Below are 23,919 nucleotides of genomic sequence, written 5' to 3'. Positions count from 1 at the left end.
ATAATGCACCAAATAATATTTTCCACTGATGTAAATTGCACTTATAAATCAGTGGTGAATTTCGGTTCTTGTAATAACATGCAAAATGTGTCTCGTCCTAATTTTACTTTTTATTGAGCTTTCATCTTGTACATTCAATTACAAAACCTCTAACCTAAATATTATGAATAAGCAATTCTCGATCATTTTAGCCACCTGCTTTGTTCTGGTCTTTTCCACTGGCTGTAAAACCAATGAATATGGTTTTACAAAAAGGGACATTCGAAGCGGGCAGAAGCTAATGGGCATGAATTTCGGGAAAGATGCCATCGATACCATGTATCAGTATTTGGGCAGAAATAAACGCGGATATGACACCTTGAGGAAGTACGAAACCCATAACGAAACTTTCCCTGCCATGACTTTCGATCCACATCCTGCTGGTTTTGAAATTCCAAAGGCTCAAGTAAACGCTCCATTTGTTATTCCTGATAATGTAGAATTGCCTGCCAATAAAGAGGAAATAGCCTTTTATAGTATTCCGCAATTGGCTTCGCTGTTAAAGAATAGAAAGATTACTTCCGTAGAACTTACCAAACTCTACATCGACCGAATTAAGCGCTATGATGGGCAGCTCCAAAGTGTGATTAACCTAACGGAAGAACTCGGAATGGCGCAAGCCAAAAAAGCAGATCAGGAAATTGCGGCAGGAAACTACAAAGGAATGTTGCATGGTATTCCTTATGGCGTAAAGGATTTGATGGCTGTTGAAGGTTACCCAACCACTTGGGGAGCGGCTCCTTATGAGCATCAAATGATCGATTACACTTCTAGCGTAGTTAAACAATTAGAATCCCAAGGAGCGGTGTTAATTGCAAAACTGGTGTCGGGTTCATTGGCTAGGGGAGATGTTTGGTTTGGAGGAAAAACCAAAAACCCTTGGGATTTAAATCAAGGCGCTAGCGGATCGTCTGCAGGACCCGGTTCGGCTACATCAGCAGGCTTGGTGGCTTTCTCCTTAGGAACGGAAACTTTAGGATCGATTACTTCACCTTCGTCTAGAAACGGAATTACCGGTTTACGACCTACTTATGGAAGGGTGAGCCGCTATGGCGTAATGAGCTTAAGCTGGTCGATGGATAAAATCGGCCCTATGTGTCGTTCGGCTGAAGATTGCGAAATTGTGTTTAATGCCATTTACGGCAAGGACCCAAAAGATCCTACAACCAACACAGCACCTTTCAATCGTTCAACGAAAAAGCCAAGCGAGCTTAAAGTAGCTTATTTAAAAAGAGATATTGATCGAGATTCTTCTGCTACAGGAAATAACATCAGGTCGGCATTGGCTGTATTTAAAGACATGGGAATTACGCCTACGGCCATCGAGCTTCCTTCAGATTACCCCTTCAATGTATTCGATATTATTTTGCGTTCCGAAGCAGGTGCTTTTTTCGATGATTTAGTGCGCTCTGGTGAGGTAGATTATATGGTAGAGCAGACGACTGGCTCAAGAGCGAATTCGTTGCGACAAGCCCGCTTTATTCCCGCTGTGGAATACTTACAGGCCAACCGCCAGAGAAGACAATTGATTGAAGAAGTAAATGCCCTTTTTATGCAATATGATGTAATCATTTCGCAAACTTCTCGCGGTAGCCAATTACTCACCACTAACCTAACCGGACACCCCGTAGTGACAATTCCCACAGGTTTCGACCAAAGAAATCGACCTACTAGTTTGACCTTAATTGGGAATTTATACGATGAGGGAGTGATTTTAGGCTTGGCCAGAGCGTATCAAAATGTGACAGATTTTGACGAAAAGCATCCACCTTTGTTTTCTAAATAATTACTATTTAGGATATTAGATTAAACACTCTGCCCAAAAGTGAGCAAGTTATTGTCAGGGTCAAGGATGGCAAATTCTTTTTGCCCCCAAGGTTTTAATTGCAAATGTCCTGCAGGATGTATTTCAATTTTATTGTCTAAGAAGGACTGATAAAGGCCATCAATATCATTGGTTCTAATATAAACCTGTCCGTAATTTTCTGATGGTTCCAATTCCTTAAACTCGAAAAAATGAATTTCTATATCCTCCTTCTTTACCATTAGGTAACCGTCATAGTTTCCAAATTCGTTAAAACCCAATTTAGAAATATAGAAATCCTGAGTCACACTTTTCATGCGCATCGGAAGCTTAGGGTGTATATTCGTTAACATAATTCACTAGTTTAGAAACGCCTTAAATTAGAACTAAAACCCCATACCGAAAGTTTGCTCAGCAACTTTAATTATTGAACTTCTGGGTTTACCCATAAATAGCTGTACCAATGCCAATTGCCTTTAGAGTCGGGAATTGTAATGGTAAATAAAGTTCTTCGGGCTTTTAAATCTGTTTGCGGACGAATGGATAGTGCTACATTTCCGTCACGGGTAATTCTCATAGATTTAGCGCATTTACTGCCTTGCACAAAGCATTGCATGGATTCCACAAAAAGGCCATTCTCTTTAAACTCGATAAGTATTTTAGGCTTTTCGGTACTGCCACTATACCCCGTAGAAATGGCTTCGGCATTGGTTACTGCTAATCCTTTCATTTTCATCTTGTCCTTAAACTGATCTACATCTCCGTAAGACTCTGACATGGGAAACCTAGGGAATTGAAACACATCGGAGTATTCTGTGATTACTCCAGAATTTTGAGCAACAGCACCTTTGAAACCCATTTCAGATAATGCAATCTTCATTTCTTCGTCATGTTCACCATAAGGGTAGGCAAAAACTTTAGGCGTAAAGTTGAGGTTGGCTTTCATCAGGTTTTGACTCTCCTGTACTTCGCTTTTGAAAAAGCTATTTCGTGTTCGTTCAGAAACGCTTAAAAAGAAAGGGTGGCTGTGGCTGTGGTTTCCAATTTCAACACCTGCCTTTTGTGCTTCGCGAATATCTTCCCACGACATGTAATCGGTATAACCTATTGATTTAGTGTTTACAAACAGAGTGGCTTTAAAGCCATATTTCTTGAGTAATGGAAGTCCATTTTCATAAAAACTTTTGTAACCATCGTCAATAGTAATGGCTACCAACTTTCGTTTCGCAGCTGTGCTGTCATTCACTTCGTCTACCACCTCGGAAATGGTGAGAGAAGTATAACCTTGGGCTTTTAAAAATTTTAAATGCTCTTCAAATGTTTCAGTAGCAATATTTGTAGATGGAAATCGGTCGTCACCAAACCTGTGGTACACCAAAGAAGTAACTTCGTGTTTAATGCTTGCTTGTGCTAAAATGCTTAGGGTGTTTATTAAAAGTAAGGCTGAGGTTAAAAGGTATTTCATTGAATACTGCCGCTTAAATTGATGTAAGAAGGGTCGATTATATAATTATCGAACTTGGTTAGTTCATTAAACCGAATCATAGCAGAGAGTTCTATTACATACTCTTCGCGCCTCTCAGAATAATGAGACAGATGGGAAATTAGTTTATATGGGTCTGAAGTAACAAGTCTTGCTGCTCTAAATTCACGATAAGCATTCACTCTTGCAACTGTCTTTAAATAATCTTCAATAGAATCTGCAAAATCTTCGTATTTACGCAAGTAAATAGTTTCTCCATCTCTTTGAAACTTAGCTGCTATTCTGGGTTCATTTGGGCTATATGACCAGATTCCAAACATGTTATTGGCCTCTTGAAAAACCCTTGAACTTCCCCAGCCACTTTCTATTATGGCTTGTGCTAAAATAATACTGTTGGGGTGGGTTACCATTCGGTTCAGTAATACCGTTTGGTTATCAGTACCAAAATCTGTGCAAAGTTGCTTATAGAAAGTACTGTCCTGTTCGCTCCAGTCTTCTTTTTTGAGTAAGTTCTTTACCTTATTTCTGTTTTGTTCAATTCTATATTTTGCTACTAAAACCGCAGGCAGAACTGCAGAAATGAACTTATTCTTTTTCTCAATCACATCAAGTGTATCTATGCCCTTGATGTGAGAATACAATAGGGGAGCCACTAGTGAATCTTTCAGCGGAAGGATGTCATTGGGGCTTTGTAATTCTATATGCTTTACCTCTAAGGTTACCGTGTTTGAAACCTCTGGTGTTGAGCAAGCAAAAATGAAAAAACAGAGCAAAACGCTAAACGAAAGTGGTGTCTTCAAATTATACCTTTTGTAGCTTTGAGGCATGGGCCAAAGATATTAAATATTCGTTCTAATACTTTACTTTAAAAAAATGTGCAATCAATATTGGATTTATTCACTATAAATTCCGTAAGCTCCAAACATTACTTAAGTTCTCTACCAGTCTGGAGATTTCGATTGACTCAAAAATTGCCATTAAATATATCTGATTTAACTTAGGGCCGCATTAACAGTTCGCATGAAGAAAAGAAACCTAAGGATATTACGAGATTACATCATCGGTTGGATCATAGCTATTATTTTTTGGGTAATAATGCGTAGCTATGGTGTAACGTTACATGTTCCTACTACTGCTGAACCAGCACAAGCTTTACGCTTAGTAATTATCTTTGGGCCTTTGGCTGGTATTATGTTTGGCTTAACTCAAATTAAAATTGAGCGCTACTTATACCGAAGGATTCCTTTGTGGAGATTAGAGCTTTTTGGGCTAGCGAGTAACGTGGTCATAATGTCTATTATGTTTATAATGGCTTATTTCATGATCAAATTTACACTTGGCTTTAATGAACCAATCGATTTTTGGCAGTTTATAAGCAACCCTTCGGCAATCTTAGCCTTTTTTTACTCCATCTTTGTCAATTTTATTATGGCCTTGTTAAGGCAAATCAACCTCTCGTTGGGCGATGGTAATTTATGGAAATTACTGAGAGGTGATTTTTATACTCCCCGCGTAGAAAACCGAGTATTCATGTTTATCGACCTCAAGAGTTCTACCACAATAGCCGAAACTCTTGGGCATATTCGCTACAGTCAGTTTATACAGGATTGTTTTTTCGATTTACAGGCCATTCATGAATATGGTGCTGAAGTCTACCAGTATGTAGGCGATGAAGTGGTGCTAAGCTGGAAGTCGACCCCTTCGATGGACTACTTAGTTTGTTTAAAGGCTTTTTGGGCTTTTCAAGATCAACTAAAAAAACGTGAAGCCAATTATATGGCCAAATACGGACTTGTGCCTGTTTTTAAAGCGGGCATCAACGAGGGTGAAGTTAGTGTGGCTGAAGTCGGTGAAATTAAAAGAGAAATCGCTTATCATGGAGATACCATGAATATCACATCTCGGATACAAGAGAAATGTAATCAATACGATCGCCTTTTATTGGTTTCAGAATGCTACTATAATAAAATCCGTCATCAGACAGGTTTTAAACCAGAATTGCTTGGCGAAGAAGAATTGAGAGGTAAGCATGAACTGATAAAAATTTACTCACTAGAAAGGGCCTAAAAAGCCACTATCAACTTATGGAAAATACTAAAGCCAATATTTCAGAGAAGTTCTCCAAGTTTTCAGCCCATTGGACCCCCAAAATAATAGGAGAGCTCAATGGTCAATTAGTTAAATTGGCCAAACTGAAGGATGATTTTGTTTGGCACAGCCATGAAAATGAAGACGAAATGTTTTTGGTGTGGAAAGGCACTTTGATCATGGAATTTAGAGATAGAACGGAAACGATTAAAGAAGGAGAAATGATTATTGTTCCGAAAGGAGTGGAGCACAACCCACGAACAGAAAACGGAGAAGAGGTTTGGGTGATGCTTTTCGAACCTGCCGCAACACAACATACCGGTGAAGTGCAGCATGAGCGCACGCACAACGATCAGGAATGGATTTGAACCATTTTCAGTCTCTTAACGTCCTGTTAGGTATTCAAGATTGAAAGCATTTATTTTGCAAGCAGAAAAATACACTATGAAGCTATCGGTAGTTGTTACGGTTTACAACGAAGAAGACAACGTTATTCCCCTTTGTCAGAAAGAATACGAAGCCTTAGAAGGCATTGATTACGAGTTAATTTTAGTAGATGACGGTTCTACTGATGATACCGTAAAAAACATCAAATCTTTTGCAAACAATCGCACCAAGCTTTTGATTTTCAATAAGAATCACGGGCAAAGTACCGCCATGTCTGCTGGTATTGATATGGCGCAAGGCGAATACATCGTAACCATGGATGGTGACCTTCAAAACGACCCTGCCGATATTCCTACCATGCTTGCCAAACTAGAAGAAGGTGAATTTGATGTAGTGGCTGGTGTGCGTGCCAACCGTCAAGATGGCTTTGTGTTGCGTAAGTTTCCGAGTAAAATAGCCAACTGGATGATCCGAAACCTGACAGACGTTCGTCTTTCAGATTATGGTTGTTCATTAAGAATTTATAAAAAAGACATCGCCAAAAACCTTGGTCTTTATGGTGAATTACACCGCTTTATCCCTGTTTTAGCCAAACTTCAAGGTGCTAAAATGACCGAGGTGAATGTGAATCACCACGCACGAATTCACGGAGAATCTAAATACGGTATCAATCGAACATTTAAAGTAATGGCCGATTTGATGCTGATGATCTTCTTCCAAAAGTACTTCAGAAAGCCTATGCACCTTTTTGGAGGTTTAGGAATTTTAACCTTTGCCATAGGAATGATGATCAATATTTACCTTTTAGTGGTAAAGTTTGGTTATGGTGAAGATATTTGGGGCAGACCATTATTGCTTTTAGGAGCCATTCTATTACTTGGTGGTATACAGTTCATTACAGTAGGAATTATTGCCGAACTAATGATGCGTACCTATTATGAGTCGCAAGACAAGAAAGTCTATCGTTTAAAAGAAGTCTTTGTTGGACAAGCAGAAGCGTAAAAAATGGCTTAAGCTAGCCGCCCAATTGGTGATAGCCGTAGTTGCTATTTACTTTGTAATTGGTGAAATCGACTTAGAAGAGTATAAAAACCGACTTTTAGGGGTGGATATTGGCTGGCTTGTTTTGGCCGTTTTAGCATTTAATTTATCCAAACTAATAGCGGCATTTAGGCTCAATCATTTCTTTCAGGCCATTCAACTTGATTTAAATGCTCAATTTAACCTCAAGCTATATTATGTGGGAATGCTCTATAATCAGGTTTTCCCCGGAGGAATTGGGGGAGATGGCTATAAAGTGTACTTGCTCAATAAACGTTTTAAATCACCCGTTAAAGGCTTAATTGCAGCCACACTGCTCGATCGTATCAGCGGAGTAGTAGCACTTGGTTTCTTAACTTTTCTTATGGCCCTTATTGGCGGAGAGGCATATGGCTTAATGGAAGGCTACGGATTTCTCATTTGGGTGGGATTGTTTATCGCTTATCCATGCTATTACCTTCTGGTTTATTTTCTTTTTCCAACGTTTAAAAAAGTAAACCATATTACCAATTTACAGTCGTTGGTTTCGCAAATACTACAAGTGCTATGTGCATTTTTTATGCTGAAAAGCCTGAGCGTTACCGATGGTTATTTAGACTACTTCACGCTATTTTTAACTTCCTCTGTAGCTGCTGCATTTCCAATATCATTACCCGGTGGACTTGGTGTAAGAGAAGGTATAATGGTTTTGGGTGCTGCTCCAGATCTTTTCAACTTAGATAAGAATGCGGCATTAGCTTTTGCCTCGCTATTTTTCCTAATCACGCTGTTTAGCTCGCTCATTGGGCTAATTTACCTGCGTCAGGTAAAATCTATTGAGGCAAAAAGCAAAGGCAATTAATAATTCAGAACCATTACCCTGGCTTTTCCTATTTTATTAACTGTAACAATGAATATTTTACTGTATTCACTTTCATCCAGCTGTTCAAATTTCTTTTCACCCAAAAGGTAATTCGCTAAACCAGGAACAGTGTTAGAATGACCTGACACTAAAACCGTTTTTCCTTTGTAGTTCTTTACTATATCATCAGCAAAACTATTATTACTCGGGTTGTATTCCTGAATTTCAAGTCCGAGTTGGGAGGCTAGGGGAACAACTGTTTCTCTGGTTCTTTTATAAGGTGATGAATAAATAGCCGCAACTTCAGCCGAAGATAACATGTGGTGTAGTTTTTTAGCCCTTAGCTTACCTTCTTCATTTAATGATGGATCGCGTGGGTCATCCGTTCCTTTTTCTGCATGGCGCACTAAAATAAAAGTAGTCGCTTCCGTATTGGTTTGAGCAATACAGCCTAAAAAGCTTAAAGAAAACAGGGCAACGAGTAAGAACTTTTTCATGGTCTGATTATTATTTGAAGCCAATATAGAAAAAGTTCTTTAGCGTTTAGTAAAGGAAACTACTCATCGGCAAGGTCATCAATCTCAAGGGTTTCCAAAATATCGGCCATTTCATCAAAGTCTTTATAGCCGGGTCTTATTTCATTTCCTCCCTGAATGGCAATTCCTTTTAGGTCACTTTTGGCTAATTCTGTTACGGTTTCTGCTGTAAACCCAGAGGCCAATACTACTGGAATATCTTTGGATAAAGTATTAAGCATGGCTTGGTCAATCTCAGAAGCATCGAGAAGTATATAAGCCAATTTTTTACCTGAAGTTTCCCAAGCTGCTTTTACCGAATCCATATCATGGGCTAAAAAGCTTACTGCCAATCCAGTTTCTAGTGCTTCATTAATCTGATCAATATGTTCAACTTGGATGGCGTCCAACTGATAACCTTCAATTACCGCTTTTATAACACTATGGGCTGAGGATATTTCACCTACATATTCTACACCAGAAAGCCATTCAGTAATTTCTTTATATTTCTGAATATCAGTGTAATTAGATGCGTTCTCTTCAATTTCAAATCCAAGCTGATTTACTTCCATGCCTGCACAATAGCGAGCATCGCTCAGGTTATTTATACCGCTTACTTTTACAAAAGTTCTTAATGCCATGCCTATTGAGTTTTTCTATAATCAATTGATTGTTTGAATTCGGAATGCTGGCAAAACTAATAGAATTAATGCTGTTTTGCATACAATTTTAAAGCTTCTGATTACTTTGCAGAGACAGTATCAGAATTCGATTTTTAAGCATATTTAACAAAGAACAATATATCAAATGGCAGTTGTATTAGTAAACGACACGAGTTTTGAAAAGGAAATTCAAGAAAATGAGAAAGTGGTAGTAAAGTATTTTGCTGGCTGGTGTGGTAGCTGCAGATTGTTTTCACCGAAATTCAAAAGACTATCAGCAGATGAGCGTTTTGATGGTATTAAATTCTTAGATGTAGATGCCGAAGAAAGCCCAATTGCTCGTAACCTAGGTAAAGTATCTAATTTACCTACTTTCGCTATTTTTAAGAATGGTGAGTTGGTAGAAACCATTGCTTCCAACAAAGAAGATCAAGTAGTAGAAATGATTTCGAAATTGAATTGAAATGAAGATTCCGGTAATAAAAAAATTAGTTGAGGAAGTAGCCTTAGAAGATTTAAAAGCAGCTGAAGAAGCTTTGATGGAAGAGCAGAAACCAGCCATAGAAATTCAAGGAGATGATGAGGGTGAGCAACTTACACATGTGTTTGCGGCCATTTTCATATTAGAGAAAATGGAAAAAAATGGGGTTGATTTTAAAACAGCCTTGCGTGAATACACTCAAAAAGTGAGGACATCTATAAGCTAAAGCCTTATATTTGTTCGGGTAAAAAGAGAAATGGTAGTGCAATACTTTTTGCAGTACCATTTTTTTTATACTGATTCTATTGATATTTCGTTTGTTTTGAAGTTCTATATTTGTCCTATGTGGAAAAAAGCCTGCTTATCCTTTTTCATTGTCATTCTTGCACTTTCATCTTGCCAAACAGGTGAAGCCCCAATTCCTGCACCGGATGCCGACCAAGGAAAGAGTTATTTCTTTATGGTGGAGAATAAGTATCGCGAATATAATGTACGTGAAATCAGGTATTCAGCAGTAGATATCAGCGACACACTTGTGTACCAATTGAGAGAAGAGGTTCATCAATCTTTTGTCAATAGTCAAGGAGAGGAATCGAGAATCATCCATCGCTTAACCCGCGACAACGATACTCAACCATGGGTTTTAGATTCAGTTTGGACAGCTAGGATAGAAAAGGATAGGGCCGTTTCGATCGAGAACAACATTTCAATCGTAAAAATGGTATTCCCTTCGCAGGCCGAACGCGTTTGGGATGGGAACATTTTTAATACTAAAGAAGCCGATCAGTTTAAGATATTGAACTTTGGGGTGCTCACCAATATAGCGGTGAATAATGACCTGGAGACTACCTCTACCATGACCATAGAGCAAGAAAATGATGAAGATGGAATTACCTTCAGAAACATAAGACGAGAAATTTATGCCGATAGTATTGGTTTAATTTCTAAGCTCTATAATGTAGTGAAGATATGTTCTCGCCAAGAATGCTTAGGCGAAGAAAAAATTGAATCAGGGCGATTTTACAGAGAAACCATTTATGCACATGGTTTTATAAATGAGTAGAAAGACTAAGCTAATTGTAATATTAATCTTTATTGGTTTTAGCCTTTCGGCCCAAGACCGATACATGGTTTTCTTTACCGATAAGTTAAACTCTCCATATTCCATTAGCAATCCAAGTCAATACCTTTCCCAAAGATCAATTCAAAGAAGGGAAAAACAGCGTATCTCTATTGTTGAAAACGACCTGCCCGTAAACCAAACTTATATAGATGCCTTAAGCAACTTAGGCATCAAGGCAATTCACCGAAGCAAATGGATGAATGGCATTTTGGTTGAAATGGAAACTTCCTCTGTGAACCTTGTGGAAGCCTTAAGTTTTGTGGAAAGAGTAGAATATGTTGCGCCAGGCCAAGTTCCCTCTGGTGGCATAGGCGGTAATGAAGCCAACAGTAAGTTTGCTAACGCAGGAGCGGCAGACTTTCAAAACAACATGCTAGGTATCGATGAAATGCATGAAGATGGTTTTGAAGGACAGGGAATGTTAATAGGAGTGTTTGATGGTGGTTTTCAGAACATGAGTCAAATTGCGGCATTGCAACATTTATTTACTTCCAACAAAATTGTAGCACAGAAGAATTATGTTACGAATACAACTACTGTTGAAAACAATGAATCACATGGCACAAGGGTTTTATCCATTCTAGCAGCCAACAACCCAAATGAATATATAGGGGCAGCACCAGCCGCCAATTATATTTTATGTGTTACCGAAGCTCCAGGAGAGTATCGAGTAGAAGAATATAATTGGCTTTTTGCTGCAGAAATGGCTGATAGTGTCGGAGTAGATCTTATCAATACATCACTGGGTTACAGTGTGTTTGATGATGCTACCATGAGTTATACTTATAGCGATATGGATGGCAAAACAGCAATTATCACCAAAGCCGCTAACATTGCAGCTACTAAAGGCATAGCATTGATCAACAGCGCAGGGAATGAAGGAAATAAAGTATGGCGTTTTATAACTGCACCTTCCGATAGTGAAAATGTTCTGTCAGTTGGCGCCATAGATGCTACTGGTTTTAGGGCGAGTTTTAGCAGTTTCGGTCCCTCTGCAGATAACCGAATAAAACCTGATGTAAGTGCATTAGGACAAGGAACAGCTGTTATAACCGCTTCTGGTAATATCTCATTTCAGAATGGAACTTCGTTTTCTGGCCCTGTGGTAACAGGCTTTGCAACATGTCTTTGGCAGGCTTTTCCTGAACTCACTAACCTAGAGTTGTTGGATTTAATTAGAAAAAGTGGTCATCAATTCGATAGCCCAGATAATGAATTGGGCTATGGCATACCAAATTATATTAGGGCTTATGAATTGGCTTTTACCCCAGAACCGTTAGAAAATGAAGTTTTGGCTTACCCAAACCCAACTTCAGATGGCTTTATTAACCTCATCTTTCCAGAGAGTTTCTTGAGCGAATCTGCAACTGTAACATTAATCGATATAAATGGTAAGCAAGTAAATAGCTTTCAAATTGTACCACAAAGGAGCAGTAACCGTATTCAGATTGATTTGAGCAATCAAACGGCTGGAATTTATATTCTTAGAATCAATGGTCAAAGAACCAGTTTCAAGAAGAAAATCATAAAATATTAGCCTTATATTTGGGGCATGAACGCACCCATTATAGCCCCTTCCGTTTTAGCTGCCGACTTTGCCAATTTGCAGCGAGATGTTGAAATGTTGAATGAAAGTCAAGCGGACTGGATTCATGTTGATGTCATGGATGGAATGTTTGTACCGAATATTTCTTTCGGTCTACCTGTTTGCGAAGCCATTTACAAGCATGCTAAAAAACCTTTAGATGTTCATTTAATGATCGAACAGCCTGATCGTTATTTGGAAGACTTTAGGAATGCAGGAGCAGCTACTATTACCGTGCATTACGAGGCTTGCGATCATTTACACAGAACCCTTCAGGTAATTAAGTCGCTCGACTGTAAAGCAGGAGTGGCATTAAACCCTCATACCAATGTTCAGTTACTCGAAGATATTATCTGCGACATCGACATGGTATGTATAATGTCGGTTAACCCTGGTTTTGGCGGTCAGAAATTCATTGAAAATACGTATAAGAAAGTACGTCAATTAAAAGAGATAATTGCCGAAAACGATGCCAAAACCCTAATTGAAATTGATGGTGGAGTAAATGCTACTAACGCACCCTTATTGATGGAAGCAGGTGCAGATGTACTTGTGGCTGGTAGTTTCGTGTTTAAATCACTCGACCCTTTGGCTACCATAGAAGAATTGAAAAGAATAGGGTAGTAGTGGCCTTAGTTTAATAAGGCCTTCAATTCTTCTACCACCTTTTTACTGTTTCCAACAAAAATCTGGTTGTTTACTATAAATACTGGGCGCTTTAAAAAGGTGTACTCTTCTAAAATGTATTTACGGTAATCTTTTTCATCCAAATCCATCTCGTTAAGCCCCATCGACCTGAATTTCATTGCTTTTCTGCTGAAAAGTGACTCATAAGAGCCCGACATCTCCTTCATCTGCTCCAACTGATCAGCAGTGATGGCTTCTGTTTTAATGTCTTGCTTCTCAAAATCTGACAGGTTCAGTTCATCCATTATTCGTTTACAAGTAGAACAAGTGGAGAGATAGTATACTTTTTTCATAGTGCTATTGGGGTTCATATTTCAAATTTCTATTCTAAAAACTAAATGCAAAGCCAATCTAGGTTTTTCATTTGCAATGATTAAGCATTTCTGGCCTATAAACTAAATAGATCGTTAAATAGTGCTAACTAATGGTGGACACAAAAAAAAATATCGGTCAATTGAGTCATTAGGCAATTTTTCTCTTGTATTATTTGATCGAATGCTATTATTTGTAAAATCAAAATTAACACTAAACGACTAAGAGGAGAAAACATGATGAAAAACTTAACTAAAGCTGTATTGGTTTGCTTGATGGTAACTTTGACTTCAACCGCAGTAAAAGCTCAAGGAATCACTGATCAAGACATGAAAGATTATGCCATTATTATGTTGGCACAAAAAGCTATTACGGACAAAATTAGCCCATATGTTAATGATCTGATTGAAAAGCAAGAGGGGATTGATGGAAATAGATACGCTGAGTTAGATGCTGCAGCAAAAGGAGATGTAAATAAATTACCAGCAGATGCTTCAGACTTTGAAAAACAATTCTATGGTATTGTTCAGAAAAGAGTGAAAGACAGAACAGATGCAGCAGGTGTTGTAGTGAATAATTTAGCTAAATATTCTTTAGGAGCTTCGGCATATAATGCGGTAAAAAAAGCATATGCAAGTGGTGGAGAAACTAAAGCTAAAATTGACGCCATGATGGCTGAATTAGCAGCAGAGAAACCTTAATCAACCTTAACATACTAAGTCAGAAAGGTCGCAGTGATGCGGCCTTTTTTATTTGTCTTTGATAATAAATCCGATAGTTTTCCTTTATTAGTCTAAACATTGCAAATCTTGAAAAACGGACGCTTACTTATCCTTCTGATACTACTTTCATCATTAGCTTCTAATGAGGTGAATGCGCAATTTTGGAAAAAGAAAAACAAAAGCGATGTACAGGCTTTTGCCCCAGGCGAGGCTACCGAACCCAAAGAGGCAAAAATGGTAAGCCCTGTACGGGTAATGCTAAATAAATTCAATCTACAGTTAGAAAAGGGCTATGGTTTTTTTCTGTATCAAAATGAATTGACAGATGTTTCTGTAGTTCGCAACCCAAGAGGAGATCAGTTATACATCATGCCCATTGGTCAAGAATCTACCTCAGGCCCATATAATGCCTATTCTAACTGGTTCAATGATTTGACCCCAACAAATATTTATAGAGTTGATGACGATTCTCAAATTGTAAGAACCGATACAGCTTCGGTGATTTATAAAAATAGTGGAAGAATCAATCCTCTTACTTTAAGAGTTTCTTTCTCTTTAAATAAAGTAGATAAGCTGAGGTTAAAAACAACAGGTGAGCGCGTAATGTCTGAGAAAGAGATGCTACGTATAGGTTTAGGAATAAGTACAGGTGCATTAAAGTTTACAAATAAAGTTCATTATCAAGAGGTGGACGACAGACTGAGGTACTTCAATGTACCACAAACTAAAATTTCTACCACAAAGCTCTTTGGGTCATTAACCTACAATGCATATACTTTTATGGATTTCTCTTTTATGATCGATGCCAGTGGGGGAGTTTGGAAAACTAAATCATCTCATCTTAATCAAGACTTGGTCACCTATGATCCTTTCTTTAATGTGGGGTTTATCATTGAAAAGAAAGTTTCGAAGTATTTCAAGCTTTATATGCGCCCTTCTTTCGAAATGAGGAAATACAGTCTATCTGATGAATTCATCACCACAGCACACTCGCTAAGCCTGTTTACCATTGATATTGGGGCACTGATAAAATACCCAACATATCCTAGAAATAGGCATGGGGCAAACCGGGTACAAATGGAGCATATTTTCAACGGTAAAATCTATCGTGGAAGGTCTATATTCCAACCGCAAAATCCACGTACTGGCCAGTTCGGTCAAACCAAAAAGAAGAAAGTGAAATATGGCGGAGGAAACGATTAAAAACCGCCATTTTTAGTCTTCATTTTACCCTTTTACTCTAACAAATTTTAGTATCTTGCCACATTATATTTCGAACTATTTTTAGACTAAATGGCAGAAGGAACGAACGAAACAATCATCCCTATCAATATTGAAGATGAAATGAAGGGAGCCTACATCGACTATTCCATGTCGGTGATTATTTCAAGAGCTTTACCAGATGTAAGAGACGGCCTAAAACCCGTTCATAGAAGAGTACTCTATGGTATGTTAGACCTTGGAGTAAACTGGAACAAACCATATAAAAAATCGGCCAGAATTGTAGGAGAGGTGTTGGGTAAGTATCACCCACACGGTGACTCATCAGTATACGACACGATGGTGCGTATGGCTCAACCTTGGTCTTTACGTTATCCGCTGGTTGATGGGCAAGGAAACTTTGGTTCGGTAGATGGTGATTCACCTGCGGCCATGCGTTATACCGAGGCCAGACTAAGGAGGATTGCAGATGAGCTATTAACTGATATCAATAAAGAAACCGTTGATTTTCAATTCAACTTTGATGATTCCTTAAAAGAACCATCGGTGCTTCCAGGTAAGCTTCCAAATCTATTATTGAATGGTAGTTCAGGAATTGCAGTAGGTATGGCTACTAATATGGCTCCTCACAACTTAACCGAGGTAGTAAACGGAACCATTGCCTATATAGAAAATAACGATATATCTTCAGAGGAATTGATGCAGCATATTACTGCACCAGATTTCCCAACGGGAGGGACTATTTATGGTTATACTGGAGTAAAATCAGCTTTTGAAACCGGAAGAGGTAGAGTTGTTCTGAGAGCAAAATCAGAAATTGAAACCATGCCTTCAGGTCGTGAGCGAATCATCGTTACGGAGATTCCATACATGGTGAATAAGGCCAGTATGATTGAAAAGACGGCTGCATTAATTAATGAAAAGAGAATTGAAGGTATTTCGGATTTACGTGACGAGTCGGATCGTAATGGAATGCGCATTGTTTATGAACTGAAGAAAGATGCTATTGGAAATGTAGTGTTGAACAATTTGTTTAAATACACTCAGCTACAGTCTTCTTTCAGTGTAAATAATGTGGCCCTTGTAAAAGGAAGACCGCATACACTCAACACCAAAGACTTAATCAAGTACTATGTAGAACATAGACATGAAGTAGTTATTCGCAGAACTCAGTACGAACTGAATGAAGCCGAAAAAAGAGCCCACATTTTAGAAGGTTATTTAATAGCCTTAGATCATTTGGACGAAGTAATTTCATTGATCAGAAATTCAAGAGATCCTGAAATAGCCAAAAACGGCTTGATGGAGAAGTTTGAACTCTCTGAAATTCAAGCAAAAGCCATTTTGGAAATGCGTCTCCAAAGACTGACAGGTCTGGAAAGAGATAAAATTCAGAAGGAATATGATGAGATTATGGAGCTGATTAACCACCTAAAGGAAATTCTTGAAAAAGAAGAGCTTAGGATGGAAATCATCAAAAATGAATTGATTGAGATTAGAGATCGCTATGGCGATGAACGCAGAACAGACATCATTCATTCATACGAAGATTTTAGTGCGGAAGACATGATTCCGAATGAGGAAATGTTAATCACTATTTCTCACTTGGGTTATGTAAAAAGAACACTGCTGTCTGAATATAAAACTCAAGGTAGAGGAGGAGTTGGCTCTAAAGGTGCTGGCTCAAAAACAGATGACTTTACCGAATACCTTTTCACTGGAATGACTCACGATTACCTACTCATATTTACAGAGTTTGGTAAAGTGTTTTGGAAAAAAGTTTGGGAATTACCTGAAGGTAATAAAACTGCTAAAGGACGACCGGTTCAAAACCTTATCAATATAGAACCAGGTGATAGAATCAGAGCAGTAATCAATGTTCAGAACCTAAAGGATGAAGACTACATTAATAACAATTATGTAGTGATGTGTACCGAACTCGGAACCATTAAAAAGACTTCTTTAGAGGCTTATTCTCGTCCACGTACCAATGGTATAAATGCGATAACTATTAACGAAGGAGATCGCTTACTTGAGGTCAAATTCACAAACGGTGATAATCACATCATTATTGGAGCTAGGTCTGGTAGGGCAATTCACTTCCACGAAAGCGATGTTAGGCCAATGGGTAGAACAGCAGCTGGAGTAAGAGCGTTTAGGCTTGCTGGAGATGACGACAGAGTGATTGGCATGGTATGTGTAAACAGAGAAGAAGCTAACCTATTAGTTGTGTCTGAAAACGGATATGGGAAGCGCTCACCAATAGATGATTACCGAATTACCAAAAGAGGAGGTAAGGGTGTAAAAACCATTAACGTTACTGAGAAAACCGGTAACCTAGTGGCCATAAAAGAGGTGGTCGATAGCGATGACCTTATGATCATAAACAAATCAGGAATTACCATTAGAATATCGGTGGAATCACTTAGGGTAATGGGAAGAGCCACCCAAGGTGTTAAACTTATTCGCTTAAACGAAGGTGATGCTATTTCATCAGTTGAGAAGATTCAAAAAATAGAATCGGAAGATGAGGTAGAAAATGTAGAATCAATTGAAGGTTCTACTGACACACCAGAAGTTGAAGGCGAAAACCAAAATGAAAATAAAACAGAAGAGTAAATTTTAAACTAAACAAGAGACTAGAAAACATGAAAAAGCTATTTTTTACCGCCTTGCTATTGTTTTTTGTAGCGGGGGTATACGGACAAAAGAAAGTGCTAAAAAGTGCTGAAAAGGCGCTGAAAAAAGGCGAATACGCAGAAGCACTTACATTGGCCAAACAGGCCTCAGAAAATGCTGAAACCAAAGACGATGCAGAGGTGTATGTAATCCTTGGAAAAGCGAAATTATATCAGTTTAAGGCTGATATGGAGAACATTGACCTTGCTAGAGAATCATTCGCTTACTTTAACACTGCGGTGGAAAAGGGAGATGAAGACCTTAAGGAAGACTTATATTTTCCTCCAGTAATGAATTCTAATAATGACTTTATTGGTGGTGGTGAAGGTTTTATCTTTCTTCAAAACCTAGTCAACAAGAAAGGAAACGAATACTTCGAAGTTGACGATTTCGAAAATGCATATAAGTACTTTAGTTTATCGGCTGATATTAAAGCAGATGTGATTATGAATTTCTATGCGGGTTATAGCGCTTATAATGCAGATAAGGTAGATGATGCGATTAAGTATTATACCAGAGTAGTAGAATCAACTGAAGAGTTTGAGAATACTAATTTCGCTTACAACGGTCTTATCGACATGTATCTTACTAAAAAGGATTTTGATAACGCTTTGAAGTATGCTAGAATGGCTCAAAAGGCATTTCCAGATGAAAAGGTATACAGAGACTTCGAAATTGATATCTTAATTCAAGGTGATAAATTAGATGAGGCGATTGCTGGAATTCAAAAGAATATCGACAATGGCGATAAAACTGCGATTCTTTATTATACGCTTGCATTCTTACAGTATAATGCCGGAGATTATCCTGCAGCTTTAGAATCGGCTAACAAAGCTTTAGAATTACAGCCTGATTACCCAGATGCTTCTTATGTTGTAGGTAGTGTGTATTTCAACGAGGGAGTTGAGATCTTAAAGGCTGCAAACGATATTACTGACAATGCAGAGTACGATAAGAAAAGAGAAGAAGCTTATGCTAAATTTAGATTGGCATTACCTCATTTCGAAAAAGCAGAAAAGTCTAAGCCGAATGATATTTACATTCTTAATCCTTTAAGTACTGTATATGATCAGTTAGGAATGGACGCAAAAAGAGATGCAATTCTAGCAAGAATAGAAGCCCTAGACGGAGGAGAATAATTTTAAGATTGAGAGGGAGGTTTAACAATCTCCCTTCTTCTTTAATATACTTATTTAACATAATATAAATTATATAACAATCATAGTGTTTTGCGTAATACGGAGCTTGCGGAGTATTTAACATAAGAACAGTTCTCGGACTGCGTGGCTGTACGATAACGACAGTTCTTATGTTAAGCGAAACACGGCCTTCACCACCAACCGCCTGATATATAATTCTATATTATATTAACCACGCAGTGGCGTGGACCGAACGCGCCTATTTTATTTTCTACTCACCCGCTGTGCCGTGCCGGCAGTTCCCTGCGCTATGCATAAGATTTAAAGGCTGTCTATTTTCTCATGTACCTCCATCTATAGATTATTCTTCCCAAACAAACTCTACATCATTTATTATCTTGCGGAAATTTTTCAAAACAAGGCATTTATTATGAGGCGAAAAATCCCAGAATCAACGCTACCAAAACTCAATCGCTCGCAATTGATTACTTCCGAAGGTTTAGAAAAATTAAAGGAAGAACATGATCACTTGTGGCGAGTTGAGCGTCCAGACGTTACTGCTAAGGTTACATGGGCCGCCAGCTTGGGAGATCGTTCAGAAAATGCTGATTACCATTACAACAAAAAGCGTCTACGAGAAATTGATAATCGCGTTCGTTATTTGCGTAAGTGTATTGATGATTTTAAAGTGATTGAATACCATCCCAACCAAGAAGGAAAAGTGAATTTCGGGGCTTGGGTAGAAATTAAAAATAAAGAAAAAGGGCTTCAAAACCGTTTTCGTATTGTTGGTTACGAAGAACTAATAGGTAACAAAAATTATATCTCTATGGACTCCCCTATGGCTAAAGCCCTTCTTGATAAAACGGTTGGAGATGAAGTAATCGTTAAAACCAAAATGGGTGATTTTATATGGGAAATCCTTAAAATTGAGTATCAGAAATAGATTTCAGGCTGTTCAACTCCATTATTTGTTAACTACTTTCTAGCTTAAATGAGTAAGGTATTAGTATAATTGGGTTACTTACTTAGATTGCTAGAGTTTCATAAGAATTTACTTCTGCTGTAAACTCTCCTTCCCTCCTAGAATTCTTTCTGAACGGAAAAGATTGTCTGATGCTTGCAAAATCTTCATTTTCAACTGGGCATTATAATCAGGGTTATCCTTTAAGAAATCGCGCACTGTTTTTACTGCCGAAGCCGAATTGTAATTGCCTAAAGTTTGATCTAACCAACGCGTTGGGAAGAAAATATCGCCCGTTTCTTGAATCTCCTTTAGCAATTCTAAACTTGGCAGAATGTACTTTTCAGAAGACTCTTTTCTCAATGGATGATGTAAAGCAGCCAAAGCAGAAAGCACCCAAGACTCGGTCTGTCTGTTTTTCTCATCCTTCAACGACTCAAAAAATGCATCACGCACTTGTTTTGAATTAGAAAGCGCAGGCATCACAAATTCGAATCTACGTTTGGTGTCAGGGTTTTTAATGGAATCTAATTGCTGTTTTAAAATAGCATCTGCTCTATCGGGTAAACGGATGGCCAATTGCGAAGCCAGCCCCACCAAATCGTTTTCAGAAAGATTCAAGCCTTTTACTTTGGCACCATTCCAAATGTCATACAAACGTCCAACGTTGTTTTGGGTAATGGTAATGTTTCGGAAGGCATTGAAGTAAATTTTCTTTACACTTGGCTTTTCAGATTTGGTTTCCATTAAAAAGTATAAGGTACGTTCCAAATCAGGTGCTACGCTGGCCCTTTCATCTTCCGTTAAATACGACCAATAAATATTGTTGAGTTGCCCTAAAACCAAATTCAGAATCAATTCATTTTCCTCTTTCGCAATCACCCATTTCACCATTTCTATATAGCCAACACGAGGAACTCTACCATCGAGGAAATTCTCGTAAAGGTTCACAAAAGTGGTCCCTTTTTCCACATCGGTCATGCGTGAATACCGCTGAGTAACCATATTGATGTCTGCTTCAAAAAGACCATAGCCTCTTCCGTCTGCATTCAAAACAAGGTCTCCTAATCGTAGAATAGGTAGATCAATATCTAAAACCGCCTGCTTTGAAATGATTTTCTTATACACTTTGGTTTGATCGAGCCAAGCTGCCGCACTGAATACCTGAGGCCATACTCGGTTTTTTCCTAATGGGTCAAACTGACTCAATCGCATCTGATTTAACATTCCTTGCTCACGAACAAGTTCTAACTGAAACTCTGGGCGACCAGGCGTATTTACCCAAACCTCACTCCAAGTTTTTAAATCCTCAGGTGTTTTTTTGTCCAGAATATTGATCAAATCAGGCCAAGTGGCGTTGGAGTGCGAATAGGTTTTTAAATATTCTTGCATACCTTCTTGAAACAATTGTTCTCCTATCAGCATTTCTAGCTGACGCATCATAATTGGTGCTTTATTGTAAATAATGGCGCCATACATTTGACCAGCCTCATTCAGGTTGTTCAGTTCTTGTCGGATTGGATTGGCACCTTCGGTTCTGTCTACCCCATAAGCGGAAGGATAATGGCGCACCAAGAAATTCAATTCATGATCGATTTCAGGGAAACTTGGATTTACCATTTTGGCGGCCATAAAATTGGCAAATACTTCTTTGGTCCAAACATCATTGAACCAGTCCATTGTGACCAAATCGCCAAACCACATGTGGGCGGTTTCGTGTGCAATCAAACTGGCCCTGCTCAACAACTGAGATTGCGAAGGATCTTCATCTAACAAGAGGCTATTCGCTTGGTACTGAATAGCGCCAACATGTTCCATGCCTCCGTATTGGAAACTAGGAATTAGCGCGAAATCGAATTTTTTAAAGGGATATGGAATGCCCGTGTATTCTTGTAACCATTGAATTGAAGCACCATGGAGGTAAAAAATCAAATCGAGGTTTCTAGCTACTTTTTCGCTGTCTGTTTCTCTATGGAGCATGGTCATTTCCATACCTCCCACATTTCGAGTTTCGGTTTTGAACTTGCCCGCTACAAAAGAGAACAAGTAAGTACTGATCAAATCAGACTTTTCAAACTGAATGTTTTTTCTGCCATCTTTCACACTTAAAAGTGCCACAGGCCCGTTGGCTATGGCTGTCCAGCTTTCAGGTAAGTCTAAAGTTAAGTCGTAGGTCGCCTTTAAATTTGGCTGATCGAATGAAGGAAAAAGGGTTCTTGCTCTATCGGGAACGAGCAAGGTGTACATAAACTCTTCCTTTCGGTTGAGCGAGGTTTCTCCTGCAAAAAAGTTGATTTCAATGATGTTCTTCCCTCTTCTCAATAAATCCTTACTGATAATGATGTGCTCATTCTTAAAATTGATTTCAGTGGATTGATCGTTGACAATAATGCCTTTAAGCTTATCGGCTGATTCTCTAAAATCTAAAAGCAGGTCTTTAGAATTGTCACTTAGGTTAAAAGTCAAAGTTTCCAGCGACTGAATGGGCTGAGCTAGCGCTTCTGGTACCCTGAATTCGAGCGTATAATTGATATTAGAAACAATGGCCTTTCTGGATTTGGCCAAGACCAAGGAAACGCCATTTTCAATGCCTTCAAATTCATTTTTGCTGTTACACGAAAAGATTAAAAAGGGAAGCAGGCAGAATAAAAGTAGTTTTTTCATATCAGAATAAAGTCTTTTCTCAATTCAGGAGGAATGCCAAAATGCTGGTCAATAAATCCGTCCATGTCTTCTTTGGTTTCTTTTGAAAGCAAACCGTTTAATTCTTCTAAAGCCAAACCTCCAATCATATAAGGAGGCATAAAATTCGTCATCAAACGATCACCTTTAAAGGAAGCCGCTACCTGATATTCAGTCATTTCTTCTTTTGGGGTACCGTGAATCATACAATGCGACATCCACTTCTCAGGATCTTCTGGGTTTTCTTCAATACGCTGCTGCATGGCCGAAAAATCCATGTTGTTCATCATGTAATTGGAAAGGTTCTGCATGCTTTCTGCGGACAGGCTGTCCTTCATTTTTTCATAACAAACGCTGCACATACCGTACTCAAAAAGCACTTGGGTGGAATCAAGGTTTGGGTATCTTTTAAATACCTTTTCGATCATATAAGACCGATCGCCTTTAAGTAATTCGTAATCGCATTGAATACAGTGCGTGATATAACCCTTGGTGTCGGAATTTCTAAATATTTCTGGAATGGGAAGGCCTTCTTGTGGCACTTTGTCATTGAATTCTTCTTCGTTCATCGTGTTTCTTGTTCTTTCCTAGAAATTAGAGCTCAGTTTCTATCCACCAAAGTTGGGGAAGCCTGTGCAGCAGGTAAAATGAGCGTGTCGGCAATATTTACATGTGCAGGGCGAGTGACTATAAAACGAATAAGGTCTGCAATATCTTCGGCACGAAGTGCTTCAAAGCCCTCATAGGCCATTTTCGCTCTGTCTTTATCGCCTTTAAAGCGGACCAATGAAAACTCGGTTTCTACCAAACCTGGGCAAACCTGAGAAACCTTCACACCTGTTCCGTTCAAGTCCATTCGCATGCCGGTATTAATAGCGTCTACCGCATGTTTAGAACCGCAATATACGTTTCCTCCCGGGTAAGCTTCTTTTCCTGCAATAGACCCGATATTCACCACATGACCTTCACCTCGCTCTACCATATTCGGCACAATGGCTTTGGTGACATATAACAGGCCTTTTACGTTAATGTCAATCATGGCATCCCAGTCATCAATATTTCCTTCGTGAATTTTGCCCAAACCATGTGCATTTCCAGCATTATTGATCAACACATCGATCTGTTTCCATTCCTCTGGAAGCGAATTAAGGGCTTCTGCGACTGCAGCTCTATCACTCACATCAAAAATGAGTTCTAGGGTTTCTACGTCCACTTTCGCAGACAATTCTTGAAGTCGTTCCTTTCGCCTTCCACAGATAATCAATTGATAACCTTCCTTGGCCAGTGCTTCGGCAGTAGCCCAACCAATACCAGAGGTAGCTCCGGTAACCATTGCTATTTTGCTCATTCCTGTTCTAAATTCTTGAGGTTCGAATTTAGAAGAAATATGGGTAAGTATGAAGGTATTATTTATGATGTGAGTTGTAGCTTATTTTCAATTGGTTAAGATACGCCACTAATCCT

General features: G+C 38.7%; 24 protein-coding genes. 15 read left to right on the top strand and 9 right to left on the bottom strand.

The window, feature by feature from the left end:
• Positions 1-163 precede the first annotated feature (163 nt).
• Positions 164-1,825 carry an amidase gene (locus OB69_RS05080; protein ID WP_053222622.1) on the top strand — a complete coding sequence of 554 codons (1,662 nt, stop codon included), beginning with the start codon at positions 164-166 and terminating at the stop codon, positions 1,823-1,825.
• 20 nt (positions 1,826-1,845) lie between these two features.
• Here the strand turns inward: OB69_RS05080 and OB69_RS05075 are convergent, their stop codons facing one another.
• The 3 genes from OB69_RS05075 to OB69_RS05065 all read right to left on the bottom strand — a co-directional run bounded on the left by OB69_RS05075 (position 1,846) and on the right by OB69_RS05065 (position 4,126).
• Positions 1,846-2,196, bottom strand: coding sequence for a bleomycin resistance protein (locus OB69_RS05075; RefSeq protein WP_053222621.1), 351 nt, complete (start codon positions 2,194-2,196; stop codon positions 1,846-1,848).
• A 71-nt stretch (positions 2,197-2,267) separates the two neighbouring features.
• Positions 2,268-3,308 (bottom strand): polysaccharide deacetylase family protein, encoded by a 1,041-nt coding sequence (locus OB69_RS05070; RefSeq protein WP_053222620.1) that lies wholly within the window; start codon positions 3,306-3,308, stop codon positions 2,268-2,270.
• Positions 3,305-4,126 (bottom strand): glucosaminidase domain-containing protein, encoded by an 822-nt coding sequence (locus tag OB69_RS05065; protein WP_185096865.1) that lies wholly within the window; start codon positions 4,124-4,126, stop codon positions 3,305-3,307. The genes OB69_RS05070 and OB69_RS05065 overlap by 4 nt, the downstream gene beginning before the upstream one ends.
• 220 nt (positions 4,127-4,346) lie before the next feature.
• On the opposite strand from OB69_RS05065, the gene OB69_RS05060 reads away from it, so the two are divergent.
• From OB69_RS05060 to OB69_RS05045, 4 genes are all read left to right on the top strand, one after another.
• On the top strand, positions 4,347-5,393 hold the full coding sequence (locus OB69_RS05060; RefSeq protein WP_053222618.1) for an adenylate/guanylate cyclase domain-containing protein: 1,047 nt from the start codon (positions 4,347-4,349) through the stop codon (positions 5,391-5,393).
• Between the two features lie 17 nt (positions 5,394-5,410).
• The gene (locus OB69_RS05055; protein WP_053222617.1) at positions 5,411-5,782 is read left to right on the top strand and encodes a cupin domain-containing protein; all 372 of its coding nucleotides are present in this window, start codon (positions 5,411-5,413) and stop codon (positions 5,780-5,782) included.
• 76 nt (positions 5,783-5,858) lie between these two features.
• Positions 5,859-6,803: a glycosyltransferase family 2 protein gene (locus OB69_RS05050; protein WP_053222719.1), complete on the top strand. Its 945-nt coding sequence runs from the start codon at positions 5,859-5,861 to the stop codon at positions 6,801-6,803.
• Entirely contained in the window at positions 6,784-7,683 is a 900-nt protein-coding gene (locus OB69_RS05045; RefSeq protein ID WP_053222616.1) for a lysylphosphatidylglycerol synthase transmembrane domain-containing protein, read from the top strand. The genes OB69_RS05050 and OB69_RS05045 overlap by 20 nt, the downstream gene beginning before the upstream one ends.
• Here the strand turns inward: OB69_RS05045 and OB69_RS05040 are convergent.
• Together OB69_RS05040 and trpF are read right to left on the bottom strand one after the other, a co-directional pair.
• Complete coding sequence (locus OB69_RS05040; protein WP_053222615.1) at positions 7,680-8,180, bottom strand: SixA phosphatase family protein; 501 nt, start codon at positions 8,178-8,180, stop codon at positions 7,680-7,682. The genes OB69_RS05045 and OB69_RS05040 overlap by 4 nt on opposite strands.
• A gap of 59 nt (positions 8,181-8,239) precedes the next feature.
• On the bottom strand, positions 8,240-8,839 hold the full coding sequence (gene trpF, locus OB69_RS05035; RefSeq protein WP_053222614.1) for a phosphoribosylanthranilate isomerase: 600 nt from the start codon (positions 8,837-8,839) through the stop codon (positions 8,240-8,242).
• Positions 8,840-9,005: 166 nt separating this feature from the next.
• Between trpF and OB69_RS05030 the strand changes: the two genes are divergently transcribed.
• The 5 genes from OB69_RS05030 (at position 9,006) to rpe (ending at position 12,673) form a co-directional block, all read left to right on the top strand.
• Positions 9,006-9,323, top strand: coding sequence for a thioredoxin family protein (locus OB69_RS05030; protein WP_053222613.1), 318 nt, complete (start codon positions 9,006-9,008; stop codon positions 9,321-9,323).
• Position 9,324: 1 nt separating this feature from the next.
• Entirely contained in the window at positions 9,325-9,567 is a 243-nt protein-coding gene (locus OB69_RS05025; protein ID WP_053222612.1) for a DUF6952 family protein, read from the top strand.
• A 117-nt stretch (positions 9,568-9,684) separates the two neighbouring features.
• Positions 9,685-10,404, top strand: a complete 720-nt coding sequence (locus OB69_RS05020; RefSeq protein WP_157608493.1) for a hypothetical protein — start codon at positions 9,685-9,687, stop codon at positions 10,402-10,404.
• Positions 10,397-12,001: a S8 family serine peptidase gene (locus OB69_RS05015; RefSeq protein ID WP_053222610.1), complete on the top strand. Its 1,605-nt coding sequence runs from the start codon at positions 10,397-10,399 to the stop codon at positions 11,999-12,001. Before OB69_RS05020 ends, OB69_RS05015 begins: the two co-directional genes overlap by 8 nt.
• Before the next feature lie 15 nt (positions 12,002-12,016).
• The gene (rpe, locus tag OB69_RS05010) at positions 12,017-12,673 is read left to right on the top strand and encodes a ribulose-phosphate 3-epimerase (RefSeq protein ID WP_053222609.1); all 657 of its coding nucleotides are present in this window, start codon (positions 12,017-12,019) and stop codon (positions 12,671-12,673) included.
• Between the two features lie 8 nt (positions 12,674-12,681).
• Here the strand turns inward: rpe and OB69_RS05005 are convergent, their stop codons facing one another.
• Positions 12,682-13,029 carry an arsenate reductase family protein gene (locus tag OB69_RS05005; RefSeq protein ID WP_053222718.1) on the bottom strand — a complete coding sequence of 116 codons (348 nt, stop codon included), beginning with the start codon at positions 13,027-13,029 and terminating at the stop codon, positions 12,682-12,684.
• A gap of 255 nt (positions 13,030-13,284) precedes the next feature.
• On the opposite strand from OB69_RS05005, the gene OB69_RS05000 reads away from it, so the two are divergent.
• From OB69_RS05000 to greB, 5 genes are all read left to right on the top strand, one after another.
• The gene (locus OB69_RS05000) at positions 13,285-13,749 is read left to right on the top strand and encodes a hypothetical protein (RefSeq protein WP_053222608.1); all 465 of its coding nucleotides are present in this window, start codon (positions 13,285-13,287) and stop codon (positions 13,747-13,749) included.
• Positions 13,750-13,857: 108 nt separating this feature from the next.
• A complete protein-coding gene (locus tag OB69_RS04995; protein ID WP_157608492.1) occupies positions 13,858-14,973 on the top strand; it encodes a hypothetical protein in 1,116 nt (371 codons plus the stop codon).
• A 90-nt stretch (positions 14,974-15,063) separates the two neighbouring features.
• A complete protein-coding gene (gyrA, locus tag OB69_RS04990; RefSeq protein WP_053222606.1) occupies positions 15,064-17,610 on the top strand; it encodes a DNA gyrase subunit A in 2,547 nt (848 codons plus the stop codon).
• A 29-nt stretch (positions 17,611-17,639) separates the two neighbouring features.
• Complete coding sequence (locus OB69_RS04985; protein ID WP_053222605.1) at positions 17,640-18,809, top strand: tetratricopeptide repeat protein; 1,170 nt, start codon at positions 17,640-17,642, stop codon at positions 18,807-18,809.
• Positions 18,810-19,239: 430 nt separating this feature from the next.
• Positions 19,240-19,755: a transcription elongation factor GreB gene (gene greB / locus OB69_RS04980; protein ID WP_053222604.1), complete on the top strand. Its 516-nt coding sequence runs from the start codon at positions 19,240-19,242 to the stop codon at positions 19,753-19,755.
• A gap of 108 nt (positions 19,756-19,863) precedes the next feature.
• Here greB and OB69_RS04975 read toward each other — a convergent pair whose 3' ends face one another.
• The 3 genes from OB69_RS04975 to OB69_RS04965 are packed head-to-tail and all read right to left on the bottom strand — an operon-like array spanning position 19,864 to position 23,803.
• Positions 19,864-22,437 (bottom strand): M1 family metallopeptidase, encoded by a 2,574-nt coding sequence (locus OB69_RS04975; protein WP_053222603.1) that lies wholly within the window; start codon positions 22,435-22,437, stop codon positions 19,864-19,866.
• Positions 22,434-23,024, bottom strand: a complete 591-nt coding sequence (locus OB69_RS04970) for a hypothetical protein (protein WP_053222602.1) — start codon at positions 23,022-23,024, stop codon at positions 22,434-22,436. Before OB69_RS04970 ends, OB69_RS04975 begins: the two co-directional genes overlap by 4 nt.
• A gap of 32 nt (positions 23,025-23,056) precedes the next feature.
• The gene (locus tag OB69_RS04965) at positions 23,057-23,803 is read right to left on the bottom strand and encodes an SDR family NAD(P)-dependent oxidoreductase (protein ID WP_053222601.1); all 747 of its coding nucleotides are present in this window, start codon (positions 23,801-23,803) and stop codon (positions 23,057-23,059) included.
• Between the last annotated feature and the right edge of the window lie 116 nt (positions 23,804-23,919).

The organism is Roseivirga seohaensis subsp. aquiponti, assembly GCF_001267955.1.
Classification (GTDB): Bacteria; Bacteroidota; Bacteroidia; order Cytophagales; family Cyclobacteriaceae; genus Roseivirga; species Roseivirga seohaensis.
The sequence above is the reverse complement of the archived record's forward strand: the minus strand, read 5'-3'. Positions and strand labels throughout refer to the sequence as shown.